Raw genomic sequence first — 23,468 nt, 5'->3', positions numbered from 1 at the left:
GAGCAACCGATCATGAACGACAGAGCCAAAATCGAGCAGACATCGTCCAAATCCGGCATCCAGCGCCGCAGGCCGACCCTTCTGGCCCTTGAGCAGCGCTTCATGTTCGACGGTGCGGCGGTCGACCACGCGATCGACACGATCGATACTCCGGCCCCCGACGCCGCGATCCCGGAGCCCTCGACCATGACCGGCATGGACCCCTCCTTGCTGGAGGTTGGCACGGACGACGTCCAGCTTCAGGGGGTGGCGTATCAGGCGCAAGACACGGTGCGACAGTATCTGCGCGGTGCAACGGATGAGCAGCTTTTCGCGCTCTTCAACGGCGGCGGCGATGCCCCAGACGCCGACTGGACGCAACGCATGAGCGACCTGCGCGCCGCTATCGACGACGGCAGCTTCACGCTGCGGGTCGTGGAGATGGAGAGCGCCAGCGAGTTCACCGCAATGGCGGCCTATGCAGGCGAAGGTCCCGATGGCGCGCCGACGATCTTCGTGAACAGTGGATGGTTCGCGATGTTCGGCGCCCCGGACGCCACGCGCGCCCTTGTCGAGGAGATCGGTCACGCCCTGGACGACTACCTCAACCCGGATGCGGATACGGGGGGCGACGAAGGCGAGGCATTTGCCACGGCAGTCCTCGGCATCGATGCCCGCGAGGGATTCTCGCTCGGCACGGAGACCGGCCAGGTGGTTGCCGGCGGCGTGACATACGACGTGGAGTTCGCGTCCTTCAAGTTCGTCAACGCCTACCAGATGATCACCGACATCGACGGCGACGGGATCGTCGACAACACCGAGAGCTGGGCAGAGAAGGAGCAGGAAACCCACACCCTGATGGTTGGCGATCCGTCGATCAACCACGGCGGTCTCGATTCCGTAGGCATCGTCACGGTCAACGACGCCACAAACAACCGCTTTTTCAGTGGCAACGACGTTTCCGCTGTGGCTCTCAACATCGGAAATCAGGACTATTTCGGCTGGATAAGCCGCCCGGTAAAGGTGCAGGGGCAGGTCGTCGGCTTCTATTTCTGGACGGATCAGGACTTCACGGATCTGTCGAGCGCCCAGGTCGACGGCAATCGGGACACCGACACGGCAGATCTCCCCGGCGATCCGGGCGTCACCGACAACAAGGGCTTCATCCTCGTTGTCGACCAGAGCTATTTCAACGGCCTGATCGATGCCGGAATGACCCCGGTGAGCGTCTCGGCGAGCCCGGTCTGGAGCGCGGTGACGCCCGGCACCTACAACACCATCCAGGTGAAGTCTTCATCGGATCGGGTGGACACCGCGCTGAACAATCTGCTCGGGCCGGAAACGACGCCGGCAGCCCTCGTCGCTACGGACGACGTCGCCAGCGGATCGCCCGGCACGTCCGGCGGAGCGGCGCTGGAGGAAGGCGCGGACGACAATTCCGTCTCGCTCAACGTGCTGACTTCGAACGGCAACCTGACAGATACCATCGATGCGACGGGCAACGTCCTGACAAACGACGTCAATTCCGACGGACTGGCGCCGCTCGAGGTGATCGCCATTGCGAGCGGCGGCACGAACGAGTCGGCGGATGTCTCAGCCTCCGCCGCAGGCGTGGTCGCCGGTCGCTACGGAACGCTGACACTCAATGCCGATGGCACCTATACCTATGTCATCGACAACCGCGACCCGGCTGTTGAGGCGCTTCTTTCGACCAGCACGCCGCTGGAGGACGTGTTCACATACACCATCGACGACGGTATCGGCGGCACGGCGTCGGCGACGCTGACGGTCCAGATCAGGGGCAGCAACGACGCCCCTGTTGCCGCGGACGACTATAACGTCGCCAAGGAATCCCTGCTGAGCGACAGCACGGCCTATTCCGGCAGCGACACGGTCGGCGCGGTGGCGACCGGCGACGTCACCTTGAACGACGCGGACCTGGATCATTCCGAAGCCGACAAGACCATCGTGGGCCTCGATGAGACCGGGGCCGCGACCGCCGGAACCTACACCGCGAGCGGCGCCAGCACGACGTTGACCTTCGCCACGAGCACCAACATCAATTCCGTCAGCGTCGGCGCAAACGTCTTCTGGGACCAGGACAGCGATACGGGGACGAAACAGGTCGCGGTCGCCGTTTCCGACGGTGCGGCGACCCCGACCTACACGCTGATCACGGTGACGGCCAAGGCGGATGGCGAGGTGGCAGGGACCACGGACTTCACGCTCAGCGCGACGCCGACCCACTACTGGAACGGAGCAGCCTGGACCGCATTCACCGATGTCACGGCGCAACTGGGGTCAGGAGCGCGCTATTTCGAGTTCGGAGCCGCAAACGGCAACGTCGCGGCCAACAGCGCCAAGGGCGGGACGCTCATTCTCGACGGCGTGGATGTCGTCGTGTCGGTCGACATCACCGGTGCGTCCGGCTCCATCTACGAGGGCATGGTGGTTACGGCGCTGGACGGCAGCACCTCCGTCCTGCCATCGGGCACCGTCGTCACGAAGGTGAACCATGACGGCAGCGGCAACATCACGTCCATCGAGCTCTCCAACGACTTTTCGCCCAAGCCCTCCGATCCGAGCGGCTACGCGTTGTCGTTCACGATGCCGACCGGTGGCGACACGACAATCACCACCGCCTACGGCACCCTGGAGCTCCTGAGCGACGGCAGCTACACCTACACGCCCATCGCCAACAATCCACTGCTCGACGCAGGCGAAACCGTCGTCGAATCCTTCACCTACATCATGCAGGATGCGCTGGGCGCCAAGAGCGAGGCGACACTCCACATCACAGTCGTCGGCTCCGGCACGAACGATCCGGTCGCCGGCAACGACGCGATTACCGCGGTCGAGGCGGGCGGCATTTCCAACGGCACGGCCGGCTCCGATCCCTCCGCCACGGCCAGCCCGAACAGGCTGATCGACAACGACACGACGGACACAAGCAACTTTCCGAACAAGTACGTGAGCGGCGTGACCTCGGTCGAGACGGGGAATTCCGGCGATCCGGCAGCAAGCTCGGAGGCCGCAAATACCGGTACCGGTCCGGCGGTCGTCGTCGGAAAGTATGGAACCTTCACCGTCGGCGCGGACGGTTCCTACGTCTATACCGTCGACAATGCGAACCCCACTGTCGAGGCGCTGCGCATCTCGGGCGAGACGCTGAGCGAGACTTTCACCTACGTCGTGAAGAACTATGACGTGGGCAACAGCACGCTTGGCGGCGTTGATACGGCCGTGGTCACGGTCACGATCCAGGGGGCGAACGATGCACCGGTTGCCGCCAATGACAGCGTGACGGCGACGGCGGGCCTTGCCGCGCCGACCGGAAATGTCCTCAACAACGACGTCGACGTCGATGCCGGCGACACGAAGACCGTCCTCTTCGTCGAAGCCGGGACGACGGCCACGCCCGGCACCCCTGTTTCGGGGGCCGTCGCCATCACCGGGACCTACGGGACGCTGACCATCAATCCCGACGGCACCTATTCCTACGCCGTGGATCAGACCAATGACGCGGTGAAGGCGCTTGCGGCGGGCGCCACGACCTCGGAGACCTTCAGCTACCAGATGGAAGATGCGAGCGGCGCCGTGTCGTCCGCGCTCCTGACCGTGACGGTGACCGGCACCAACGATGCACCCGTCAACGGCTATCCGGCATCGGTGACCGGGGCGGTCGACACGCCGATCCTCTTCACCGGGGCCAACCTCGTCTCGGTGGGCGATGTGGACGGCAACCTCCAGTCCGTCACCCTGCATGTCGACCACGGCACACTTTCGGCGACCGGGTCGGGTGGGACGATCGACGGAGCGGGAACGGCCGATCTGGTCATTACCGGCACGCAAGCCGAAATCAACGCGATCCTGGCGACACTCAGCTACACGCCGTCGGGCGGATATACGGGCGCCGACTTCCTCACCATTTTCAGCCAGGACTCCGGCAACGCCTATGACAGCGATGGCTTTGCCATCAACATTCCCACCGCCTTCACCGGCCCGACGGTGCTTGAGAGCGATCTTTCGAGCGGCAGCAATCCGGGCGGAACGGGCGAGACGGCAAGCACGACGCTGAGCGCGCCGAGCGGACAGACCTTCGGCACGGTCGACCAGAGCGGCAGCGATGCCTACGGCACCTGGACGCTGACGACGGCGGGCGTCTTCACCTACACGCTGACCACCGCCCCGGACGTCGCCGGGGCCTCGACCGCCCGCTCGATCGACATCCTGACCTATGATGCGTTCGGCAACAGCACCGTCAACACCGTGTCCGTCACCATTCTCGATGACGGACCGTCCGCGATCGCAGATACCAACAGCGCGACCGATGGCGGTTCGGCGGTGACGGGCAACGTGCTGAGCGACGGCACCGACGACAGCTTCGGCGCCGACGGACCGGCCCCCTCCGGCGGGGTCGTCGGCGTGCGCGCGGCGGGCGGCGATACGTCAACCGCTGTCACCACGGGCACCGGAACGAGCATCGCCGGGCTCTATGGCAGCCTGACCCTTAATGCAGACGGCAGCTACACCTATACGCCCGCCTCGAACGCACTGGCGGCAAGCGCCAATGACGTTTTCGTCTACACCATCGAGGACGCAGACGGATCGCGCTCGACCACCACGCTGACGATCAGCGTCGCCCCGTCCCTCACCCCCACCGCCTTCACCGGCCCGACGGTGCTTGAGAGCGATCTTTCAAGCGGCAGCAATCCGGGCGGAACGGGCGAGACGGCAAGCACGACGCTGAGCGCGCCGAGCGGACAGACCTTCGGCACGGTCGACCAGAGCGGCAGCGATGCCTACGGCACCTGGACGCTGACGACGGCGGGCGTCTTCACCTACACGCTGACCACCGCCCCGGACGTCGCCGGGGCCTCGACCGCCCGCTCGATCGACATCCTGACCTATGATGCGTTCGGCAACAGCACCGTCAACACCGTGTCCGTCACCATTCTCGATGACGGACCGTCCGCGGTCGCAGATACCAACAGCGCGACCGATGGCGGTTCGGCGGTGACGGGCAACGTGCTGAGCGACGGCACCGACGACAGCTTCGGCGCCGACGGACCGGCCCCCTCCGGCGGGGTCGTCGGCGTGCGCGCGGCGGGCGGCGATACGTCAAGCGCTGTCGCCACGGGCACCGGAACGAGCATCGCCGGGCTCTATGGCAGCCTGACCCTTAATGCAGACGGCAGCTACACCTATACGCCCGCCTCGAACGCACTGGCGGCAAGCGCCAATGACGTTTTCGTCTACACCATCGAGGACGCAGACGGATCGCGCTCGACCACCACGCTGACGATTTCGATCGTCCCTGCCGGAACGCCATCGGCGGACCTGTCGATTGCCAAGTCGGTGGATACCGGCACACCGGAACTCAACGGCGAAGTCGTCTATACACTGGTCGTCACCAACAACGGGGCAAGCGAGGCGAGCAACGTTCGGGTCACCGACGAACTGCCGGCGGGCCTGAGTTTCGTCGGCGCCAGTCTCGACGGCACAAGCTGGGATACGGACGGCACGACCTCGAACTATGTGGTCGATCCCTCCGGCAACGATCTGTGGACGGTCGGCAATCTGGCCAGCGGTGCCAGCCGGACGCTCTACATCAAGGCCGTGGTCACCAGTTCGGCGGTCATCGTCAACACCGCCAGCGTGACCTCGGACACATACGATCCCGATACGGCGAACAATACCGACAACGGTTCCGACGGAAACCAGACCGTCGATGCACTCGGCCCGACGACCGTCACGGGCGGGTCCTACAACGAAGACGCCGCTCGGGCGATCTTCACGGTCGATGCCGACAATGGCCGCATGCTGACCCTCGACGTGCGGGATGTGGCCGCCGCCGGCAAGGCACCGACGGGCGACGGCGAAGGAAAGCCCGACGACACGCTCGACACCGCGCCGATCTTCTATTCGCTCGATGGCGGGGCGACGTGGCACCGCTATACAGGCGCTCCGGTGCAGGCGGGCTCGGTGCCGGTGCTCGTCGCGGTGGACATCACCGCCGAGCGTGACGATGTCTATGAAGGCGAGGAGAGCTTCCAGCTTGTCGTCAATGCCGAAGAGCCGAGCGAGGCGGCGGGGTACGCCTCGATCTTCGATGACGGCACCGGGACGGTCACCGATCCGATCGACGAAACGACGACCAACGATACCGGCACGGATAATGATGGGCCGAAGGACGATGACCGGATCGTTGCTCCGCCACCTCCTCCGCCACCTCCGCGGCCTCCGGTGGAGCCCGGCGGCGACCCGCGCCCGCTTCCGCCCGTTCTCGATCCGGCGACATCGCCGGTCGCGCGGCCAGACATATTCGCATCCGCCGGCCCGGACTTCCGGCTTTTGGCGGAGCCTTCGGCAAGAGAAAGCGGCCTCAGCGAGAGCTACACCAGCCTTGCCGGGTTCCCCATCATCGTCATCGATGGCTCCCAAAGCAGCCTGACGATCTATCGCGGGGTTGCGGACCAGTATGCCGACAGCGGCAGCGCTTCGTCCTTTGCCGTGCCCTACGATGCCTTCGCCCACACGGACCCGACCGAGAGGATCGTGCTGTCTGCCAACCTTGCGGACGGACGCGGGTTGCCGTCATGGGTCGTCTTCGACGCCCAGAGCGGCAAGTTCGTGGTTACCCCACCCCGGGAATTCGTCGGCGAACTGAAGATCAAGGTGACCGCGCGCGACAGCCAGGGACGGGAAATCAGCACACTGTTCCGTTTCTCCGTCGGCGAGAAGCGTTCCGAAATCACAGGCGGTCGTCAGTCCTTCAGCGCCCAGCTCAATACCATCGGACATGTTTCCATGCCGGAATTCGTGACGCTCAATGCGGTCCGTGACGTCAGCCGGGCAACCTGAGGCATGGCGGGGAGGAGGAAATGGCAGACAGCCTCGCACTAGCTCCGAACCCGCTGGCGACCCTGCTGGAACTGGGTCATCGCGCCCGCCTGGCGGAGACGGTCGCGGAACTCGAATTTATCCTGGCCAACGACACCCATGGCCTCGCCCCCTACCGGCAGGCGGCAGTCTGGCTGGAAGAAGGCGGTGTGTGCTGTCTGTCCGGCATCGTCCAGATCGAGGCGAATGCGCCGTATGTCCAATGGCTTGAAGAGGTCTGCCGTCAGTTGGAGGGGGCAGGCAGATCCGGACCTGTAACCGGAGGCGACATTGAGGGAGCGGCGGGAGACGCCTGGGCGCAATGGTTGCCCGCGAACGGTCTCTGGCTGCCAATGCCGCGATGCCCCGGCGCGCTTTTCCTGGCCCGGGAGGTGCCGTGGACGGAACGCGAGATCTCCGCGCTGAGGGAATGGGTCGACCTGTGGTCCCACGCCTGGCGGGCGCTGAGGACCCCGTCCTTCTGGTCCTGGCCTTCGCTGAAGGAAAAATGCTTCGGCACTGGCAAGCCCCGCGCCGCTCGGCGCTGGTGGCAGCGCGCCTGGCTGCGCTGGACGGCGGCACTGCTCGTCCTGTGCATCCCCGTCCGGCTGACGGTCATGGCGCCGGGCGAACTGGTGCCGGTCCGGCCGGCCGTCATCCGCGCTCCGCTTGAGGGCGTTATCGACGCCTTCCACGTCCAGCCGAACGAGAGGGTCGAAAAGGGGCAACCCCTGTTCGGTTTCGACGAGGCCCGGATCCGGTCGCAACTTCAGGTTTCCCGGCAGGCCCTCGCCACCGCAGAGACCGAATATCGCCAGACCGCCCAACAGGCGCTTTCCGACGCCCGCTACAAGGCCCAGCTGGCCGTCCTCGCCGGCAAGATCGGGGAACGGCGCGCGGAGGCTGCCTTCGTCGCCGACCAGCTCGATCGCGCGCGCGTGCTCGCCCCGCAGGGCGGCATCGCGCTCTTTGACGATCCATCCGAGTGGATCGGCCGTCCGGTGAGCATCGGCGAACGGGTCATGCGCATCGCGACGCCGGATGACGTCGAGGTGGAAGCCTGGGTGCCGCTGGCCGACGCCATCCCTCTTGCGGAAAAGGGGAAGGTCAGCCTCTATCTGAGCGCCAGCCCGCTTACGCCGGTTGTCGCCCGCCTGCGCTACATGGCGCACGACGCCAGCGAACGTCCGGACGGCACCTACGCCTATCGCCTTCGTGCCAGCCTGGATAGCCCGACCACGCACCGGGTTGGGCTCAGGGGCACGGCCAAGCTGGAAGGCGGCTGGGCACCGCTGGCATATTGGGTGCTGAGGCGCCCGCTTGCCAGCATTCGCGCCACGCTGGGCGTCTAGCCATGGCGATGCCGGCGCTGCGCGAAGAACTCGCCCTGATACCCGGACCGACGCGCGGCGACGGCCAGCCGACGTGGACGTTGCACGATCCCGCGCGCAACCGGTTCTTCAGCATCGACTGGCTCTCATGCGAAGTCCTGCGACACTGGTCGCTCGATGAGCCCGAGGCGATCGTCGAAGCCATCGACCGCAGGACCACCCTGCAGCCGCATGCCGGCGACGTTGAACTTGTTGTTCGCTTTCTTGCCGAGAACCAACTCCTGCGACCGCAGGGAGCCAACAGTTCTCGTGAGATGGCGGCCCGGTTGGCGAAACGGCAAGGCAGCCGGCTGAAGTGGCTGGTGCATCACTACCTGTTCTTCCGTATTCCACTGGTGCGCCCCGATGCCTGGCTCGGTCGCTGGTCGGGCCTTGCCGGCCTGTTCTGTACGCGAACGTTCCTGTTCCTGACGATCATGGCCTGTGCGCTCGGCCTGTCGCAGGTCGCCCGTCACTGGGACCGGTTCGTTTCGTCCCTTGTCGACAATTTCACGTGGGAGGGACTTGCCGCTTACGGAACGGCGCTTATTGGCGTCAAGCTCCTGCACGAACTCGCCCACGCCTTCACAGCCAAGCATTACGGTTGCCGCATACCGACCATGGGCGTCGCGTTTCTCGTGATGTGGCCGATGGCCTATACCGACACCAACGAGGCCTGGCGGCTGGCCAGTCGCTGGCAGCGCCTGCATGTCGCCGGCGCCGGCATCGCGAGCGAGCTGGTCATCGCTGCCTGGGCGACCCTCGCCTGGGGGTTTTTGCCCGACGGAGCCTTGCGGTCGGCGGCCTTCGTCCTTGCCACGTCAAGCTGGGTGGCTTCGCTGGCCATCAACGCAAGCCCGTTCATGCGCTTCGACGGCTATTTCATCCTGTCCGACTGGCTGGATATCCCGAACCTGCACGAACGCAGTTTTGCGCTTGCCCGCTGGCGGCTGCGCGAATGGATGTTCGGCCTCGGCGAGGAAAAGCCCGAGCACTTTTCGCCCGCAGGCGAACGCGCCCTCATCCTCTTCGCGATCGTGGTGTGGATCTACCGACTATTCCTGTATCTGGGCATCGCCGTTCTCGTTTATCACTTCTTCATCAAGGCCGTCGGCATCGTCCTTTTCCTCGTGGAGATGGTCTGGTTCGTAATGCTGCCCATCGTGCGTGAACTTGGCGCCTGGAAACAACGCTGGCCGCAGATCCGCAAGCAGCGCCGAAGCCGTTTCAGCGCGTTCCTGCTGCTGATCGTGCTGATTCTGCTCGTCCTGCCCTGGCCGGGACGCGTGGGGTCCAGCGGCATCCTTCGCCCGTCCGGGCATTGGCAGGTCTATGCACCCGGTCCGGCCCGGGTCGAGCGCTTCGACCTTGCGGAAGGCGCCAGTGTCGATGCCGGCGACACGCTGATCACCCTCGTCGCCCCGCAGTTGCTGGCGCAACAGGCCAGCCTCGTTGCCCGGGTCGAACAGTTGCGCTGGACGGCGGGAGCAGCCGGCTTCGACGCGGAATTCAGATCCCGCATGCGGAGTGCGCGCGAGGAGCTCGCGACGGCCGAAGCCGAACTGGCCGGCGTCAACAAGGACCTGGCCCGCTATTCCATCGTTGCGCCGTTTGCCGGAACCCTCCGCGACATTGATCCGGACATGCGCTCGGGGAGCTGGGTCGAAGGCCGGGAGAAACTCGCCCTGCTCGTCGGGGCAGGCGACCAGGTGGTCGAGACATATCTCGACGAAGCGTCCGTCAAGCGCGTCCGGATCGGCGATCGCGGGCAGTTCATGATCGACGCCGGCTCCGGCCCCGTGCTGGCGTTGACGGTCGCGAATATCGACGCCGATGCCAGCCGAATCCTGAACAACGGAATGCTCGCCGCTTCTGCCGGCGGACGGATCGCAACGCGTGACCGCAACGGCCTGAAAATCCCCGAATCCGGCATCTACCGCGTGGTTCTCAAGGTGGACGAACCATCTCCGGCGCTTTCCACGCGGACCTGGCGAGGCACGGTAACGATCCGCGCCGACTGGGAATCGCCGGCCTGGCGCTACGCGCAAAACGCCCTGGCCGTTCTCGTCAGAGAGGCTGGCTTCTGAAGCGGTGGGACTGTCCGGTTCCGGGGCTTTCAGGTTCGTTTCGGGTCGCCCTTGGACGTCGCGGGAAAGCGCCCCTCTCCCCAACCCCACCATTTTCTTCCCGACTATTGCTGCGTGTCTGGCCAGTGGTTTCCAGCGAAGCTCCTGTGGCGCGTCGCGAGGCCGACCGCTCGACCGCAGCCTCCCCGCATCAGCACATATCCCGATGCAATAATTCGACCCGCGGCTCGGGGCTTCTGCGCACACAAGCCCTGCGCCCACCGGACATGTCCCGGCAGCGACGCTGCGGCAGAACGCCCCACGATCCGCATCCCGCAACAGCATCGTATTTCGCATCCGGTCGGGCCGAGGACGGACTGCCAACCGATCGGATCAGCTCCGGGCGTCCTTGATTTCCGTCACATTCTGGAGGCTTACGCTGCGGGAGATGCAATCCTTGCCGCTCTCGCGTACTGCCATCGTCAACGCCCACCTATGCCATTCAGGCAGACCTGCCATGCCGATGGGGCAACCCCGTAACCTTGTTCGACATTTAGAAATCAACGAGATATGCACTGCAACAAACTCGGCTGGCACCTCCCTGTCGGCCCGAGTTCCCGTAGGGCGGAAAGGATGTCGGAGCACGACAACCGCCGGAACATCGCAAGATGCGCGGCATTTGCGTTGTTTGGTGCAGAGCATGCGTTGGCGGCGGGGCTCATGGTTTTCCGCATGCCCGTCCTAGGCACTTCAATGACCTGAACCGGCAGCTGAACCGGCCATTCGCATTTAACAAGAGATCGTTCCAGAGTTTTGCTGCAATGCGAACAGAAACAAACAAGGTTGGCTCGATGAGTGAATTTCCGAAAGGGCGCGCCCTTTTCGTTATGCCGACGTCCATCGGCGATCCCACCCCTGCAATCGCGCAAGGCATGGTCCATCTGTTCAACGAAGCCGGCAATTCGGTCGGTTATGTGAAGCCGGTGCGCGAGAGCGATGAAGTCAGCGATACCGACGTTGTGTCCGCGATCCCGCGCCGCCATGCCGAGCGCCTGATCCGTGAAGACCGCACCGACGATCTGCTCGATCTCGTCGTCGCCACCGTCATCGAGACGCGCGGCGAGCGCGACATCATGGTCGTCGAAGGCGTGTCGCTTCTTCCCGGCCGCTCGCTGATCAGCGAAATGAACCAGGCCATGGCGGCCGGGCTCAGCGGCGACATCATGCCCTTCGTATGTGGCGCCAACGACAAGCCCGAAGACGTGATCGACCGGATCGACGACGTGTTGCACGGCATCAAGCGGATGCGCGGCAAGACCCCGGTCCGCATCATTGTCGGCGCTCCGGCGGATCGCGATGCGGCCGCGGAGTTGCGCCAGGCGCTGGACCGTGCGGCCCTGCCCTGCCCCTGCGAGTTGCTGACGATCGACAAGGACATTGCAGCCGCGCCGAGCAAAGCCGCCATTGAAAAACTGGCCGACGCCATGCGTGGCTGGTTCCCGGAGCTTTTCCGCGCCCCCCATTTGCGCAGCGTGACACCGCCGCTTTTCCGCTATCGCATGGTGGAAATGGCGCGCAAGGCGAACAAGCGCATCGTGCTGCCGGAAGGCGACGAGCCCCGCACCCTGAAGGCTGCCGCCATCTGTGCGGAAAAGGGCATCGCCCAGTGCGTGCTGCTCGGCAAGCCGGACGAGATCCGCGCCGTTGCCACCCAGATCGGCGTGACACTGCCGCATTCCGTGGAGATCCTGGATCCCGACATCTTGCGCCCGCAATATGTCGCGCCCATGGTTGAGCTTCGCAAGTCCAAGGGACTGACCGCGGAACAGGCGAACGACGCGCTGCAGGACACGGTCGTGCTCGGCACCATGATGCTGGCACAGAACGACGTGGACGGACTGGTCTCCGGCGCGGTTCACACCACTGCGAGCACGGTGCGTCCCGCCCTACAGCTGATCAAGACGCGGCCCGATGCGAGCCTCGTCTCCAGCGTGTTCTTCATGCTGTTGCCGGAACAGGTCGTGATCTATGGCGATTGCGCCATCAATCCGGACCCGACGGCGGAGCAGCTGGCCGAGATCGCGATCCAGTCGGCGGAGACCGCAGAGACCTTCGGGATCGATCCGCGCGTCGCCATGATTTCCTACTCCACCGGAAATTCAGGTCAGGGCGCCGATGTGGACAAGGTCAAGGACGCCACGGCCCGCGTCCGCGAGGCACGGCCCGAGCTGAAGATCGACGGTCCGATACAGTATGACGCGGCGACCGTGGAGAGCGTTGCACGGTCCAAGGCGCCGGACAGCGATGTTGCAGGCCGGGCGAATGTCTTCGTGTTCCCCGATCTCAACACCGGCAACACCACCTACAAGGCGGTGCAGCGCTCCGCCGCTGTCATCAGTGTCGGCCCGATGCTTCAGGGCCTGCGCAAACCGGTCAACGATCTGTCGCGCGGCGCGCTGGTGGACGATATCGTCTACACCATCGCCCTGACCGCCATTCAGGCCGGCGACATGGAAGCCGACGCCGCGGTGCTGCGCGTCGCAGCCGAGTAAGATCGGCCACAAACCCAAGCATTGCCCCGGCCAGCAAGGGCCGGGGCAATCACCCGAGCTTTTTCCTCCCCCGAGCTTTTTTTCTTACCCGGTCGGCTTTCGGCCCCCGATCGGCCTTCTGCCGAGAACGCGCAGCGTCATGTTTCTCCCGAACCGCAAGACCGGATAGAGGCACCGCGCCATCGCGCGTCTGCCGAGCATGATGCTCATCATCCGGTTGGCGAGCCCCTCCCGGCTCGACAGGGTCGACAGAAGTTGCACGCAGTCGGCGCCGAAATGGTCGCGCCCGCGATACCGCGCCAGCATCCCCTTGTCGAGATCGTACCCGGCCGCCAGAGCCTCGCGAACCAGCGGATGATCGCAGCGCGCATCGATCAGCTCCACCTCGCCCACGGCGGCACGCAGGCGCGTCATGGTCACATAGGCGCTGCAAAACGGACATTGGCCGTCGTAAAGGATCTGAATCCCACCCAAGGCTCTACCGCCTCCCCTTAACATCCCGACAGACCACCTGCACTTGCCAACAGCCAGTATGGGCTCTGATAACTTAAGATATACAATAATACATCGGGGACCTACAGCAATTCACGATGTTGTTTTTGATCTGAATTCGAAGGAAGCTGCATTCATAATTTACTTCAAGACCGAGGTTGTTATGAAAAGATATTTTTATACACTCGCTTTCGCGGCATCCATGACCGTCTCAGGCGCTGTTTTGACATCTGCGCCGGTCCTTTCCCAGGGGCGTCCCGGCTACACCCCGATACCGCCGGAGTTCGGTTATTTCCAAAACAATGTGGAGCTCAACAAGGCCATCGAGACCGGCGATATCGCCTATTCCCGGCGTCACGCATGGTCGCTCTTTGCCGGAATGATGCAGCCGCTCGATGCGGGCGATCCGAACTCCTGGCCGATCTGGTTCAGTTGGCAGACGAGCGCCCAGGCTTTCGATGCACCGCAAGCCAAGGCCGCGCCACCGATCCGCATTCGGCTGACACCATCCGTTGCCGGTCACAAGCGGGCAAAGGAGGCGGGCGCGGATATTCCGGTCGTCACACCACAGCCAATCTATCCGGTGCCGACACCCGTGATCGAAGCTTACCCGGATGCGATCTCCGGCAGCGGTGCGGACACCACGATCAAGGATGGCACTTTCTTCGTCTTCAACGGCGACATCATGGTGGCGACGGAATCCCTTTCCCAGGAGGGCTATGGGGCGATCCGCGATGGAGAGCTTTATCTCACCGCGACCCTCAAGAGGGCGCATGAACTGGGCCAGAACATTTCCCTGCCGGACCGCTACGTCTCCACCAAGCACATGTATTGGCCGGTCAAGGCCGAAGGCCTGACGCCACTTCCCTGGTGGAACGACAACTACCCCGACAGCTTCAATGGCTATGTGGGCTATGAGACATGGGACAGTGTCGTCGCGATCGATCCCTCCGGCAAGCGCATCGGCGAGAGCGCGCAAGTCACCTATCTCTATGGGATCGAGAACCATGACGGCACACCGATGCAACCACGCACGGAAACCGCGCAGGTGGTGGGCCTGGACAGCTTCTATCATCACAAGGTGAGCGACGCGGACTGGAAGATGTTTTCGCAAGCCGACAAGGCGATGCTGAATGCCGCCAGCTACTGGCTCTACAACAAGCCCTTCCAACCAGGCGACTATCTGGCGAGCGTGGCCATGCATGTCATGACCAAGGAGGTGCCCACATGGACGCTGCAAAGCGTCTGGTGGTCCAACACGCCCGACAAGGGCCCCTATGCCGCGGACCGGCCCACCGATCTGAAGGCCGTCGGTCCCTGGACGCACTATCTCCTGACCGAAGCCAACAGCTACAAGCCCGATGCCTCAGGCCAGCTCGCCAAGGCGGTGAACCCCTATATCGAGGGCGTCATCCACCCGATCCGCACCAACTGCCGCAACTGCCATGTCCGTGCGGGCTACCCCTCCGGCGGAAAGGGCAAACCGGCGGAAGGCACAACCGGCTACTCCAATGCCAACTGCCCGGACCTGCTGGCGGCCCTCACACCGGATGATGCCTGCTTCAAGGGGGTGACCCTGTCCGATTTCGCCTGGATCATCCCCGACCGCGCGCATTGACCGGAACCCGTGGTGTCATGAAAAGGGGAGCCGGTGCACCTGGCAGCGGCTCCCCCAAAACTCTCAAGACAGGCCCGGCCCGAAACCCGACCGGTGCCTCTCAGACCTTCGCGCTCTGGCGTACGAAGGCTTCGATTTCGGAGGCCGGTCGCGCACCACTCAAGCGCGCGACCTCGCGCCCGCGATGCCACAGGATCAAAAGCGGAATGCCGCGAATATTCAGCTTTTGCGAGACGCGGGGGAAGTCCTGCGTGTTGATCTTGGCAAACCGCACCTGCGGACTTACCGCCGAGGCCGCCTTGGCGAATTCCGGCGCCATCATCCGGCATGGCCCACACCAGGGTGCCCAATAATCGACAACGAGCGGCAGCTCGTCTGTGCGCGTCGCCTTGTCATGGGCGCCCTGATCAAGTTCGATCACCTTGCCCGAGACAAGCGGATCACCGCACACCCCGCATTTCGGCCCCGCGGAGAGCTTCGCATAGGGAATGCGGTTGGTCTGCTCGCAGCTCGGGCACACGATCTTTACCGCGTCCTGCATCGCTGAAACCCCAATATATTAGAACTTGCGAATATATAGGGATGGAAGATCCCCTCCACAAGGTCCTGCCTTGCACAGGTTCAAACAAAAGAGCCGCCCCCCGATCAGGGAGGCGGCCCTTTGGTGTGGTGGATCTCAGCAAACCCGATGGCCTGCGCCGATCGGCTGCGATATGTCAGGCATTGCGGGTCCCAAGACGCGCCGGCTCTTCCTCATCGGTCTTGCCGGCATAGTAGTTTGCGATGAGCGCGCCGGAGATATTGTGCCAGACGCTGAAGATCGCGCTCGGCACCGCCGCGACGGGCGAGAAATGCGCATTGGCAAGTGCTGCGCCCAGCCCCGAATTCTGCATCCCGACCTCGATGGAAATCGCCTTGCGCTTGGCCAGGGACAGGCCGAAAGCGCGGCTGGCGAAATAACCGAGCAGGTAGCCGCAGCCATTATGCAGGACCACCACGGCAAAGATCATCAGGCCGGACGATGCGATGGCGCCCTTGCTGACGGCGACGACGGCGGACACGATCAGCACGATGCCGATCACGGAAACGAGCGGCAGCGCAGGAACGGCGGCCGCAACGGCCTTCGGCATGACCTTCTGCAGCGCATATCCAAGAGCAAGCGGCGCAAGCACCATCTTGATGATGGAAATGAACATGGCCATTGCATCGACCGGCAGATACTGGCTCGCCAGTAGATAGACGAGAAACGGCGTCACGAAGGGCGCCAGAAGCGTCGTCACGGAGGTGCAGGCCACCGAAAGAGCGATGTCGCCCTTGCTCAGATAGGCCATCACGTTGGACGAGGTCCCGCCCGGACAGCAGCCCACGAGGATCACCCCCGCGGCGACTTCCGGCGACATCGGAATGATGGTCGTCAAGGCAACGGCCAGCAGCGGCATGATGAGGAACTGCGAGACCACGCCGATCCCCACTTCCACCGGACGGCGCAGAACTTCCACGAAATCCCGACCTTTGATGGTCAGGCCCATGCCGAACATGATGATGGCGAGCAGCGGTACGATATACGGTACGATCTGCTTGAAAATGTCCGGCAGGATGAATCCCAGAACTGCGAACAGCACGACCCAGTAGGCGAAGGTCCGGCCGACAAGGCCGGAGAGACTGGCGAGGAATTTCACGAGACGATCCTCTCGATGACACGCCCGATTAGCTCGGACGGGCAAATATTTTGTGATTGTTTTTTGGTCATCCCGACCCGCGAGGCGGGCGGAAATCACAGCGCCCGGTATAGACGAACAATCTGCGCGCAAGAAAGGGGTGAAACGAACAAAATGGAAAAATATCCGCTTAATTTCGGTATTTTTTACCAGAAACGCCCCTTACGCCGCGTTATTTTCCTCACCAAGAACCAGTTCCTCCGCCAGATCGCCTTGCGAGGAGAGACAGGCCCGACCCGACAAGCTCGCTTTTGATGCGTTGCGCTGCCCTTCATTTCGGCATGATTGACATTTTTATTTATGCAATTTTTAACGGTACCCTCCCTAACGCTGTCGATGCATTTCCCGGATTCAAGTGGGCAGGACAAGCGTGATGAAGGCAGTTGCGCGGCAAGGCGAACCTCGGGCATTTGGGGCGCGAATAGGGAGGCATCCCCTTGCCCTTTCGCGCTGTCTCGCCCTCCGCCGCATCATCGCGCGAGGCTGCGCCCTTCTGGTGTTCGTGGCCGTTCTTCCCAGGCTCGCGGTTGCCGGGATGCCTCAGCCCCTCGTCCCGCTCGCCGAACGGGTCTCGCTGCTTGAGGTGGCGAACCGCAATCTCGATTTCATCTGGCTCATGATCGCGGCAGCCCTTGTGCTGTTGATGCAGGTCGGCTTCATGTTGCTGGAGGCCGGGATGGTGCGCTCGAAGAACTCCGTCAATGTCGCACAGAAGAACATGCTCGACTTCGTGTTCTCGGTGATCATGTTCGCTTCTGTCGGCTTCATGTTCGCCTTCGGCTCCGGCAACGGATACGGGATCGGCATCGACCCGCGTCTTTTCATGCTTCAGGACCTCGACGAGTGGGGCATCGGCTTTTTTGCCTTTCAGGTGATGTTCTGCGGCACGGCGGCAACCATCGTCTCCGGCGCGGTGGCCGAGCGCATGCCGCTCGCCGCCTACATCCTTTGCTCAATCCTGATCGCGGCGCTGGTCTACCCGACCTTCGTGCACTGGAGCTGGGGCGCGGCGCTGGCGGACAACCCTTCTGCCTTTCTCGGCAACATGGGGTTCGTGGACTTTGCCGGCTCCACCGTGGTCCATTCCACAGGGGCGTGGATCGCGCTGGCCGCCTGTATCATCATAGGCCCACGGCTTGGTCGCTTCACCGAAGACGGCAAACCGATCCGCATTCAGGGCCACAGCCCGGTTCTGGCAACAGCGGGTGCATTCCTGCTCTTTGTCGGCTGGATCGGCTTCAATGGCGGCTCCACCGCCGCCGCCGTTCCCGAGATCGCGCACATCGTTGCCAACACCGTCCTTGCCGCAGGCACCGGCGGCGCTGCGGGGTATCTGGAAGGGATCAGACAGGATCGGCTGATCCTGCCGGAAAAGGCCTTTTCAGGAATGGTCGGCGGCCTTGTCGCGGTGACCGCCGGCTGCATGGTCCTGACGCCCGGCGGCGCGCTCCTTGTCGGCGCGATGGGCGGGCTGGCGGCGGTCTGGTCAAACAACTTCCTGGAAAGACGATTGAAGATCGACGACGCCGTCGGCGCGATCGGCGTTCACGGTGTGGCGGGCATCCTCGGTACGCTCGCAATCCCCTTTCTCGCCCCTCTCGAACACCTGCCCACCGGGTCGCGCCTTTCCCAGCTCGCGGTCCAGTCCCTTGGGGTGGGGATCAACTTCGCCTGGGCGTTTACCCTCGGCCTTTCCTTTTTCTGGTTGCTCGGCAAGGTCATGCGCATTCGCGTGGGGTGCGAAGGCGAACAGCTCGGCCTCAATGAGGCGGAACACGACACCCGGTTCGGCATCGGTCATGTCGAAGATGCCTATGCCCAGCTTATCGGCGGGAAGACCGACCTCTCACTGCGCCTGCCGGTCATTCAGGGCAATGAAGCCGAACGTCTGTCCGACTTGTTCAACCAGTTGATGGATTCCATCCAGAACGAGGAACTGGCCCGCAACTACGCGGTGGAGAAGAAGCGCTCCGAAGAAGAGGCGGAGCGGCTCTCCGCCCTTGCCAACGCCACTTTCGAAGCCATTGTCATCACCGTTGCCGGGTGCGTTGTCGACGGCAATGCCGCCCTTCAGGACCTGCTGGGTACCTCCATCGAGAGCCTGAAAGGCCGGAAGTTCGACCGGCTTTTCAGCACCCCGACCTTTGCGTCCGCCCTGTCTGAAACACCTGAGGATCAAGGGTTATGCGACATTCTCGCAAATGAAAGCGGGCCCTACGAGATGGTGGCGCTTCACGCGGAGGGAGTGCGCATCCCTGTGGAGGTGCGCACACGCGAGATTGTCTATCGCGGCGAACACACCTGTGTCTCCGCGGTGGTCGACCTGCGCGAGCGAAAGAAGGCGGAAGCGCGCATTCGCCATCTCGCCCAGCACGATCCGCTGACGGATCTGCCCAATCGCGCCGTCTTCACCGACAGGTTGAAGGAGAGCCTCGATACGCTCCGGGTCAGCGAGTCTTCAGGCGTCACCGCCGTGCTCCTCGTGGATCTCGACCGCTTCAAGGATATCAATGACCTGCATGGCCATCCGGTGGGAGATCGGGTGATCCAGGTGACGGCGGAACGCATGCGCCAGGCGGTGCGCGAGGGAGATGTGGTGGCCCGTCTGGGCGGCGACGAATTCGCCGTCCTCCAGTCCGGCATCGGCTTCGCCAATCAGGCCGCCGATCTCGCCCATCGGCTGTTGCATATTCTCGATCAGCCCATCGATTGCACGGGCGGGCTCGTGGTGCGTTCCGGCGCCAGCATCGGTGTCGCTCTCGCGCCAAGCGACGGAAACACCTGCGAAACCCTTATCTCCCGGGCCGACACAGCCCTCTACAAGGCCAAGAGCATGGGGCGCGGCACCTATTGCATCTTCGAAGAGGGCATGGATGCGGCAATGAAGATCCGCCGGGAACTGGAGGCCGATCTTGCGCAAGCCATCGAACGCGATGAGTTCGAGTTATTCTTCCAGCCGCGCATGGCGACGTCCGATGCTTCCATTGCCGGTTACGAGGCGCTGATCCGCTGGCACCATCCCACACGCGGCCTTGTCAGCCCGACGGAATTCATTCCCGTGGCGGAGAATTCGGGCCAGATCGTTCCCATCGGCAAATGGGTGCTGAGCAATGCCTGCCGCATCGCGCAGACGGCGTTTCCCGATCGCCACGTATCGGTCAACGTCTCCCCGCTGCAGTTCCGCGACAAGAGCTTCGTGGAAACGGTCGCCGAGGCGCTTCACAGGAGCGGGCTCTCCCCACAGCTTCTGGAAATCGAGATCACGGAGAACGTGGTGATCGACGATGACGCGCGCGCGCTGGGCGTCCTCAATGCGCTCAAGAAACTGGGTGTGCGTATCGCGCTCGACGATTTCGGCACCGGCTACTCTGCGCTTGGCTATCTGAGCCGCTTCCCCTTTGACACGATCAAGATCGACCGCTCTTTCACCGCCGGGATCGAGACCAGCGCGAACACAAAGGCCATTGTCGAGACGATCCTGAAGCTTGGTCGGGCCCTCGGCATGACGCTGGTCGCGGAAGGCGTTGAAAGCGCCTCGCAGCTCCGGCTGCTGGTGGATGACGGCTGCGACGAAATCCAGGGTTACCTGATCGGGCGGCCCGAACCGGCGGGACAGCTCTGCCGCAAGGCGCCGAGCGTCGCCCTCAAGACGGTCCTGGCGAGCTGCGCCGGAGCCGACGGCATCCGCCGCCTGACGGAACTGGCCGAAAGGGTCCGCGACGAAGTTGAAGCGACCAGGCAAGATGAACCGGTCCAGCACGCCCGGCAATTGCGCGTCGCAAATGCCAATACCTGAGCGAACGGACAGGTGACGCCCCGTCCTTTCGTATCAATGCCTTTTCCGCCAGGACGGGCTATGTCTTTCCAGGTCCGATCAGAGACGTCCGGAGGCATGGGAGATGAGCAAGCTTCACATTCGCCAAGGCGGCAGCCCGCACGAAAACCGTCTGCCTGTGGTGCTCCTGCACGGCTGGTCCTGCCATGGCGGCTTTTTCGAAGGTCTGATGCGCGACTTGCGCGATGAAACGCTGCTGCTTGCGCCGGACCTGCCCGGACATGGAAAGACCGGCGCGGATGTCGATCTGACCATTGAGGCGGCCGCCGATGCGGTGAACGACCTTCTGGAAGAGCGCGGGCTGAACCGGGTCGTACTGGTCGGCTGGTCGATGGGAGCCCATGTCGCCTATGCGCTGATCGAGCGCCATGGCACGAGCCGCCTCGCCAGCCTCGTTGTCGAAGACATGACACCGAAGGTGCTCAACGACGACGCATGGCATCTGGGTACGAAGAACGGCAACAACGCCACCCTCAATCTGCAGCTCATCAACACGATCGAAACCCAGTGGCCGCTTTTGGCCGAAGCGGTTGCCAAGGGTATTCTGGCGGAGGGACTTGAGCCCGATCCGGACCTGCTGGCCTTCAACCGACGGGAAATGCTGGCCGCGAACCCGCCCCAGATCGCCGCCATGTGGGCCTCGCTGACCGCGCAGGACTTCAGGCCCCTGATGGCAAAGATCGATATCCCCGTTCACCTGGCCCGAGGTGCCCGCAGCCCCCTCTATGGACGCAATGTCGCCGAATGGCAGGCGGAGCGACTGGCGGATGCGACCATTCACGAGTTTCCCCGGTCCGGCCACGCCCCTCACATGGAGGAGCCGGAGGCCTTCGCGGACTTCCTGCGCTCATTGATCACCGTCCGCTGAGCCCGCCCCGCACAGAAGATCGACCAGCTCCAGAGCCGATCGGCTGAGCCGTCTTTCGCGATGATGAAGGAGCGAATAGGCACGGGCCGGCAGATCGTAGCTGACAGCGACCAGATCGCCCCGCCCGAGAAAGGGCTCCGCGACGGAGGCGGAGACCACCGAGGCGAAGCCATCCGCCCTCACCGCCGACAACACCGCCTCGTTGGAGGGAAATTCCAGCGCCACATCGAGCCCTGCAGGATCGACCCCGCGGGCGCGGAGATCCGCTTCAAAGGCCGAACGTGTGCCTGAGCCGCGCTCCCGAAGGATCCAGCGGCTCCCCGCCACGATATCCTCCGCCTGAAGCCGCCGCCCATCTCTCCAGGGATGATCCGCCCCGACCACCACGATCAGCGCATCCTCGGTGATCTTGCGCAGCTTGAGTGCCGGCACATCGACCACCCCTTCCACGAAGCCGATATCGGCCTCGCCCGCGGCAACCGCCTCCGCCACCGTGGCGGTGTTGCCGATGGAAAGGGCCAGCTCGATCCCCGGAAAGCGCTCATGGAAGCGCACCATCGGTGCGGGCAGCCAGTAGCAGGCGATCGTCTGGCTGGCGGCGATGGCAAGCCGGCCGCGACGCAATCCGCCAAGTTCCGCCAGCACATGCTGCGCCTCGTCCGCGCGCGCCAGAACCGCCTTTGCCTCGTCCAGAAACACCCGCCCGTTTTCATTGAGAACAATGCCACGCCCGACCCGGTCGAACAACGCCACGCCGTAATAGCCTTCCAGCGTCCGCACGGCGGAACTGACGGCGGATGGGGTCAGGTGCAACGCTTCGGCCGCACGCGTCAGATGCTCGCGCTCGGCGACGGCGACAAAGATGGACAGTTGTTCAAAAGTCATGACATGGGTCCCGGCCCACGGTTCGCCCGGATGCCGATACAGACCGACCGCCCGGCACCCTCACAGAACCAACGAGAGGGCATTGAATGCTCAATCGTTCGATTTTCTTGAAACAAATATCCAGAATTATCCGATGGAGCAAAACGAATTTCCATGCGAGCTTGCGCCTCCCTTCCTCCCCGGTGCTGCCTCATGCCGTTTCGTTTTCCCTTCTCCCCTCTGCTTCCCGGCCTTCTCGCCACCCTTGCCATCTCCGTCGCCTCCATCGGCCTTGAAAAGGTCCAGACGGTGGTTTTCGGACGCAACTGGTTCGAAGGCCTGGTGATCGCCATTCTGCTCGGTGCGCTTGCGCGCTCCTTCCTGCCCCATCCCGACAGTCTTCGTCCGGGCATACGTTTTGCGGCCAAGCAAGTGCTGGAAGCGGCGATCGTGCTTCTGGGCGGAACGATCAGCCTCGGCGCCATTCAGGCAGCCGGGCCGGGCCTGGTCTGCGGCATCGCCTGCATCGTGGTTCTGGCGATTGCTGCGGGTTACATGATCGGCCGGGCGCTGGGTCTCTCGCACCATCTTGCGACATTGGTCGCCTGCGGCAACGCGATTTGCGGCAATTCGGCCATTGCGGCAACGGCTCCGGTGATCAAAGCGGAAGGCGAGGACGTCGCCGCCTCCATTGCCTTCACCGCGGCCCTCGGCATCGCCGTTGTCCTCCTCCTGCCCGTCATCGGCGCCGCGCTCGGCATGTCGGAAACCCGATACGGCGTGATGGCAGGGCTCACCGTCTACGCGGTTCCGCAGGTTCTGGCCGCGGCCGCCCCCATGGGCACCATCGCGGTGCAGGTCGGCACCCTGGTCAAACTCGTGCGGGTGCTGATGCTGGGCCCGGTCATTTTCACGCTCGGCCTCCTGCCCGGAAACCGGGAGGCGGGTGCCTCTGTCAGCAAGCTGGTGCCCTGGTTCATCATCGGCTTTCTGCTGCTGATGGCCCTTCGTTCCGCCGACCTGATCCCGCAGGGCTTTCAAATCCCGCTGAAACAGGCCTCCGGCGCGCTCACCATCGTCGCCATGGCGGCTCTCGGCCTCAATGTCGATATCCGCACACTCGCCCACGCGGGCGGTAGGGTGATCCTGGCCGCCACACTGTCACTGCTGGCACTGGCCGCAATGAGCGCAGGCCTTCTGCAAATTCTGGCAATCGTCTAGCGC

The 23,468-nt window shown here is 63.8% G+C and carries 12 protein-coding genes; 8 read left to right on the top strand and 4 right to left on the bottom strand.

Annotation, left to right across the window (positions count from 1 at the left end; translation table 11 throughout):
* Positions 1–12: 12 nt before the first annotated feature.
* The 4 genes from ABGM93_RS14840 to pta all read left to right on the top strand — a co-directional run bounded on the left by ABGM93_RS14840 (position 13) and on the right by pta (position 12,849).
* Positions 13–6,843, top strand: coding sequence for a VCBS domain-containing protein (locus ABGM93_RS14840; protein WP_321500773.1), 6,831 nt, complete (start codon positions 13–15; stop codon positions 6,841–6,843).
* A 20-nt stretch (positions 6,844–6,863) separates the two neighbouring features.
* Positions 6,864–8,213, top strand: a complete 1,350-nt coding sequence (locus ABGM93_RS14835; protein WP_321500771.1) for an HlyD family efflux transporter periplasmic adaptor subunit — start codon at positions 6,864–6,866, stop codon at positions 8,211–8,213.
* A gap of 8 nt (positions 8,214–8,221) precedes the next feature.
* Positions 8,222–10,318, top strand: a complete 2,097-nt coding sequence (locus ABGM93_RS14830; protein WP_321500768.1) for an HlyD family efflux transporter periplasmic adaptor subunit — start codon at positions 8,222–8,224, stop codon at positions 10,316–10,318.
* An 830-nt stretch (positions 10,319–11,148) separates the two neighbouring features.
* Positions 11,149–12,849, top strand: a complete 1,701-nt coding sequence (gene pta, locus ABGM93_RS14825; RefSeq protein WP_321500765.1) for a phosphate acetyltransferase — start codon at positions 11,149–11,151, stop codon at positions 12,847–12,849.
* Positions 12,850–12,933: 84 nt separating this feature from the next.
* Here pta and ABGM93_RS14820 read toward each other — a convergent pair whose 3' ends face one another.
* Complete coding sequence (locus ABGM93_RS14820; protein WP_321500761.1) at positions 12,934–13,323, bottom strand: DCC1-like thiol-disulfide oxidoreductase family protein; 390 nt, start codon at positions 13,321–13,323, stop codon at positions 12,934–12,936.
* A gap of 181 nt (positions 13,324–13,504) precedes the next feature.
* On the opposite strand from ABGM93_RS14820, the gene ABGM93_RS14815 reads away from it, so the two are divergent.
* A complete protein-coding gene (locus tag ABGM93_RS14815; RefSeq protein WP_321500757.1) occupies positions 13,505–14,959 on the top strand; it encodes a hypothetical protein in 1,455 nt (484 codons plus the stop codon).
* A gap of 100 nt (positions 14,960–15,059) precedes the next feature.
* Here the strand turns inward: ABGM93_RS14815 and trxC are convergent, their stop codons facing one another.
* Together trxC and ABGM93_RS14805 are read right to left on the bottom strand one after the other, a co-directional pair.
* On the bottom strand, positions 15,060–15,500 hold the full coding sequence (gene trxC / locus ABGM93_RS14810; RefSeq protein WP_321500753.1) for a thioredoxin TrxC: 441 nt from the start codon (positions 15,498–15,500) through the stop codon (positions 15,060–15,062).
* A gap of 175 nt (positions 15,501–15,675) precedes the next feature.
* Positions 15,676–16,638, bottom strand: a complete 963-nt coding sequence (locus ABGM93_RS14805) for a bile acid:sodium symporter family protein (RefSeq protein WP_321500750.1) — start codon at positions 16,636–16,638, stop codon at positions 15,676–15,678.
* A gap of 574 nt (positions 16,639–17,212) precedes the next feature.
* On the opposite strand from ABGM93_RS14805, the gene amt reads away from it, so the two are divergent.
* Complete coding sequence (gene amt / locus ABGM93_RS14800) at positions 17,213–20,473, top strand: ammonium transporter (RefSeq protein WP_321500748.1); 3,261 nt, start codon at positions 17,213–17,215, stop codon at positions 20,471–20,473.
* A gap of 103 nt (positions 20,474–20,576) precedes the next feature.
* Positions 20,577–21,380 carry an alpha/beta hydrolase gene (locus tag ABGM93_RS14795; protein ID WP_321500746.1) on the top strand — a complete coding sequence of 268 codons (804 nt, stop codon included), beginning with the start codon at positions 20,577–20,579 and terminating at the stop codon, positions 21,378–21,380.
* Here the strand turns inward: ABGM93_RS14795 and ABGM93_RS14790 are convergent.
* The gene (locus tag ABGM93_RS14790; RefSeq protein WP_321500744.1) at positions 21,360–22,265 is read right to left on the bottom strand and encodes a LysR substrate-binding domain-containing protein; all 906 of its coding nucleotides are present in this window, start codon (positions 22,263–22,265) and stop codon (positions 21,360–21,362) included. The two genes, ABGM93_RS14795 and ABGM93_RS14790, sit on opposite strands and share 21 nt — an antisense overlap.
* Positions 22,266–22,457: 192 nt before the next feature.
* Between ABGM93_RS14790 and ABGM93_RS14785 the strand changes: the two genes are divergently transcribed.
* Positions 22,458–23,465, top strand: a complete 1,008-nt coding sequence (locus ABGM93_RS14785; protein WP_321500742.1) for a putative sulfate exporter family transporter — start codon at positions 22,458–22,460, stop codon at positions 23,463–23,465.
* The last annotated feature ends 3 nt before the right edge of the window (positions 23,466–23,468 follow it).

The organism is Breoghania sp., assembly GCF_963674635.1.
Classification (GTDB): domain Bacteria; phylum Pseudomonadota; class Alphaproteobacteria; order Rhizobiales; family Stappiaceae; genus Breoghania.
Note: the sequence above shows the minus strand (reverse complement) of the source record. Positions and strands in the feature narration are given on the sequence as shown.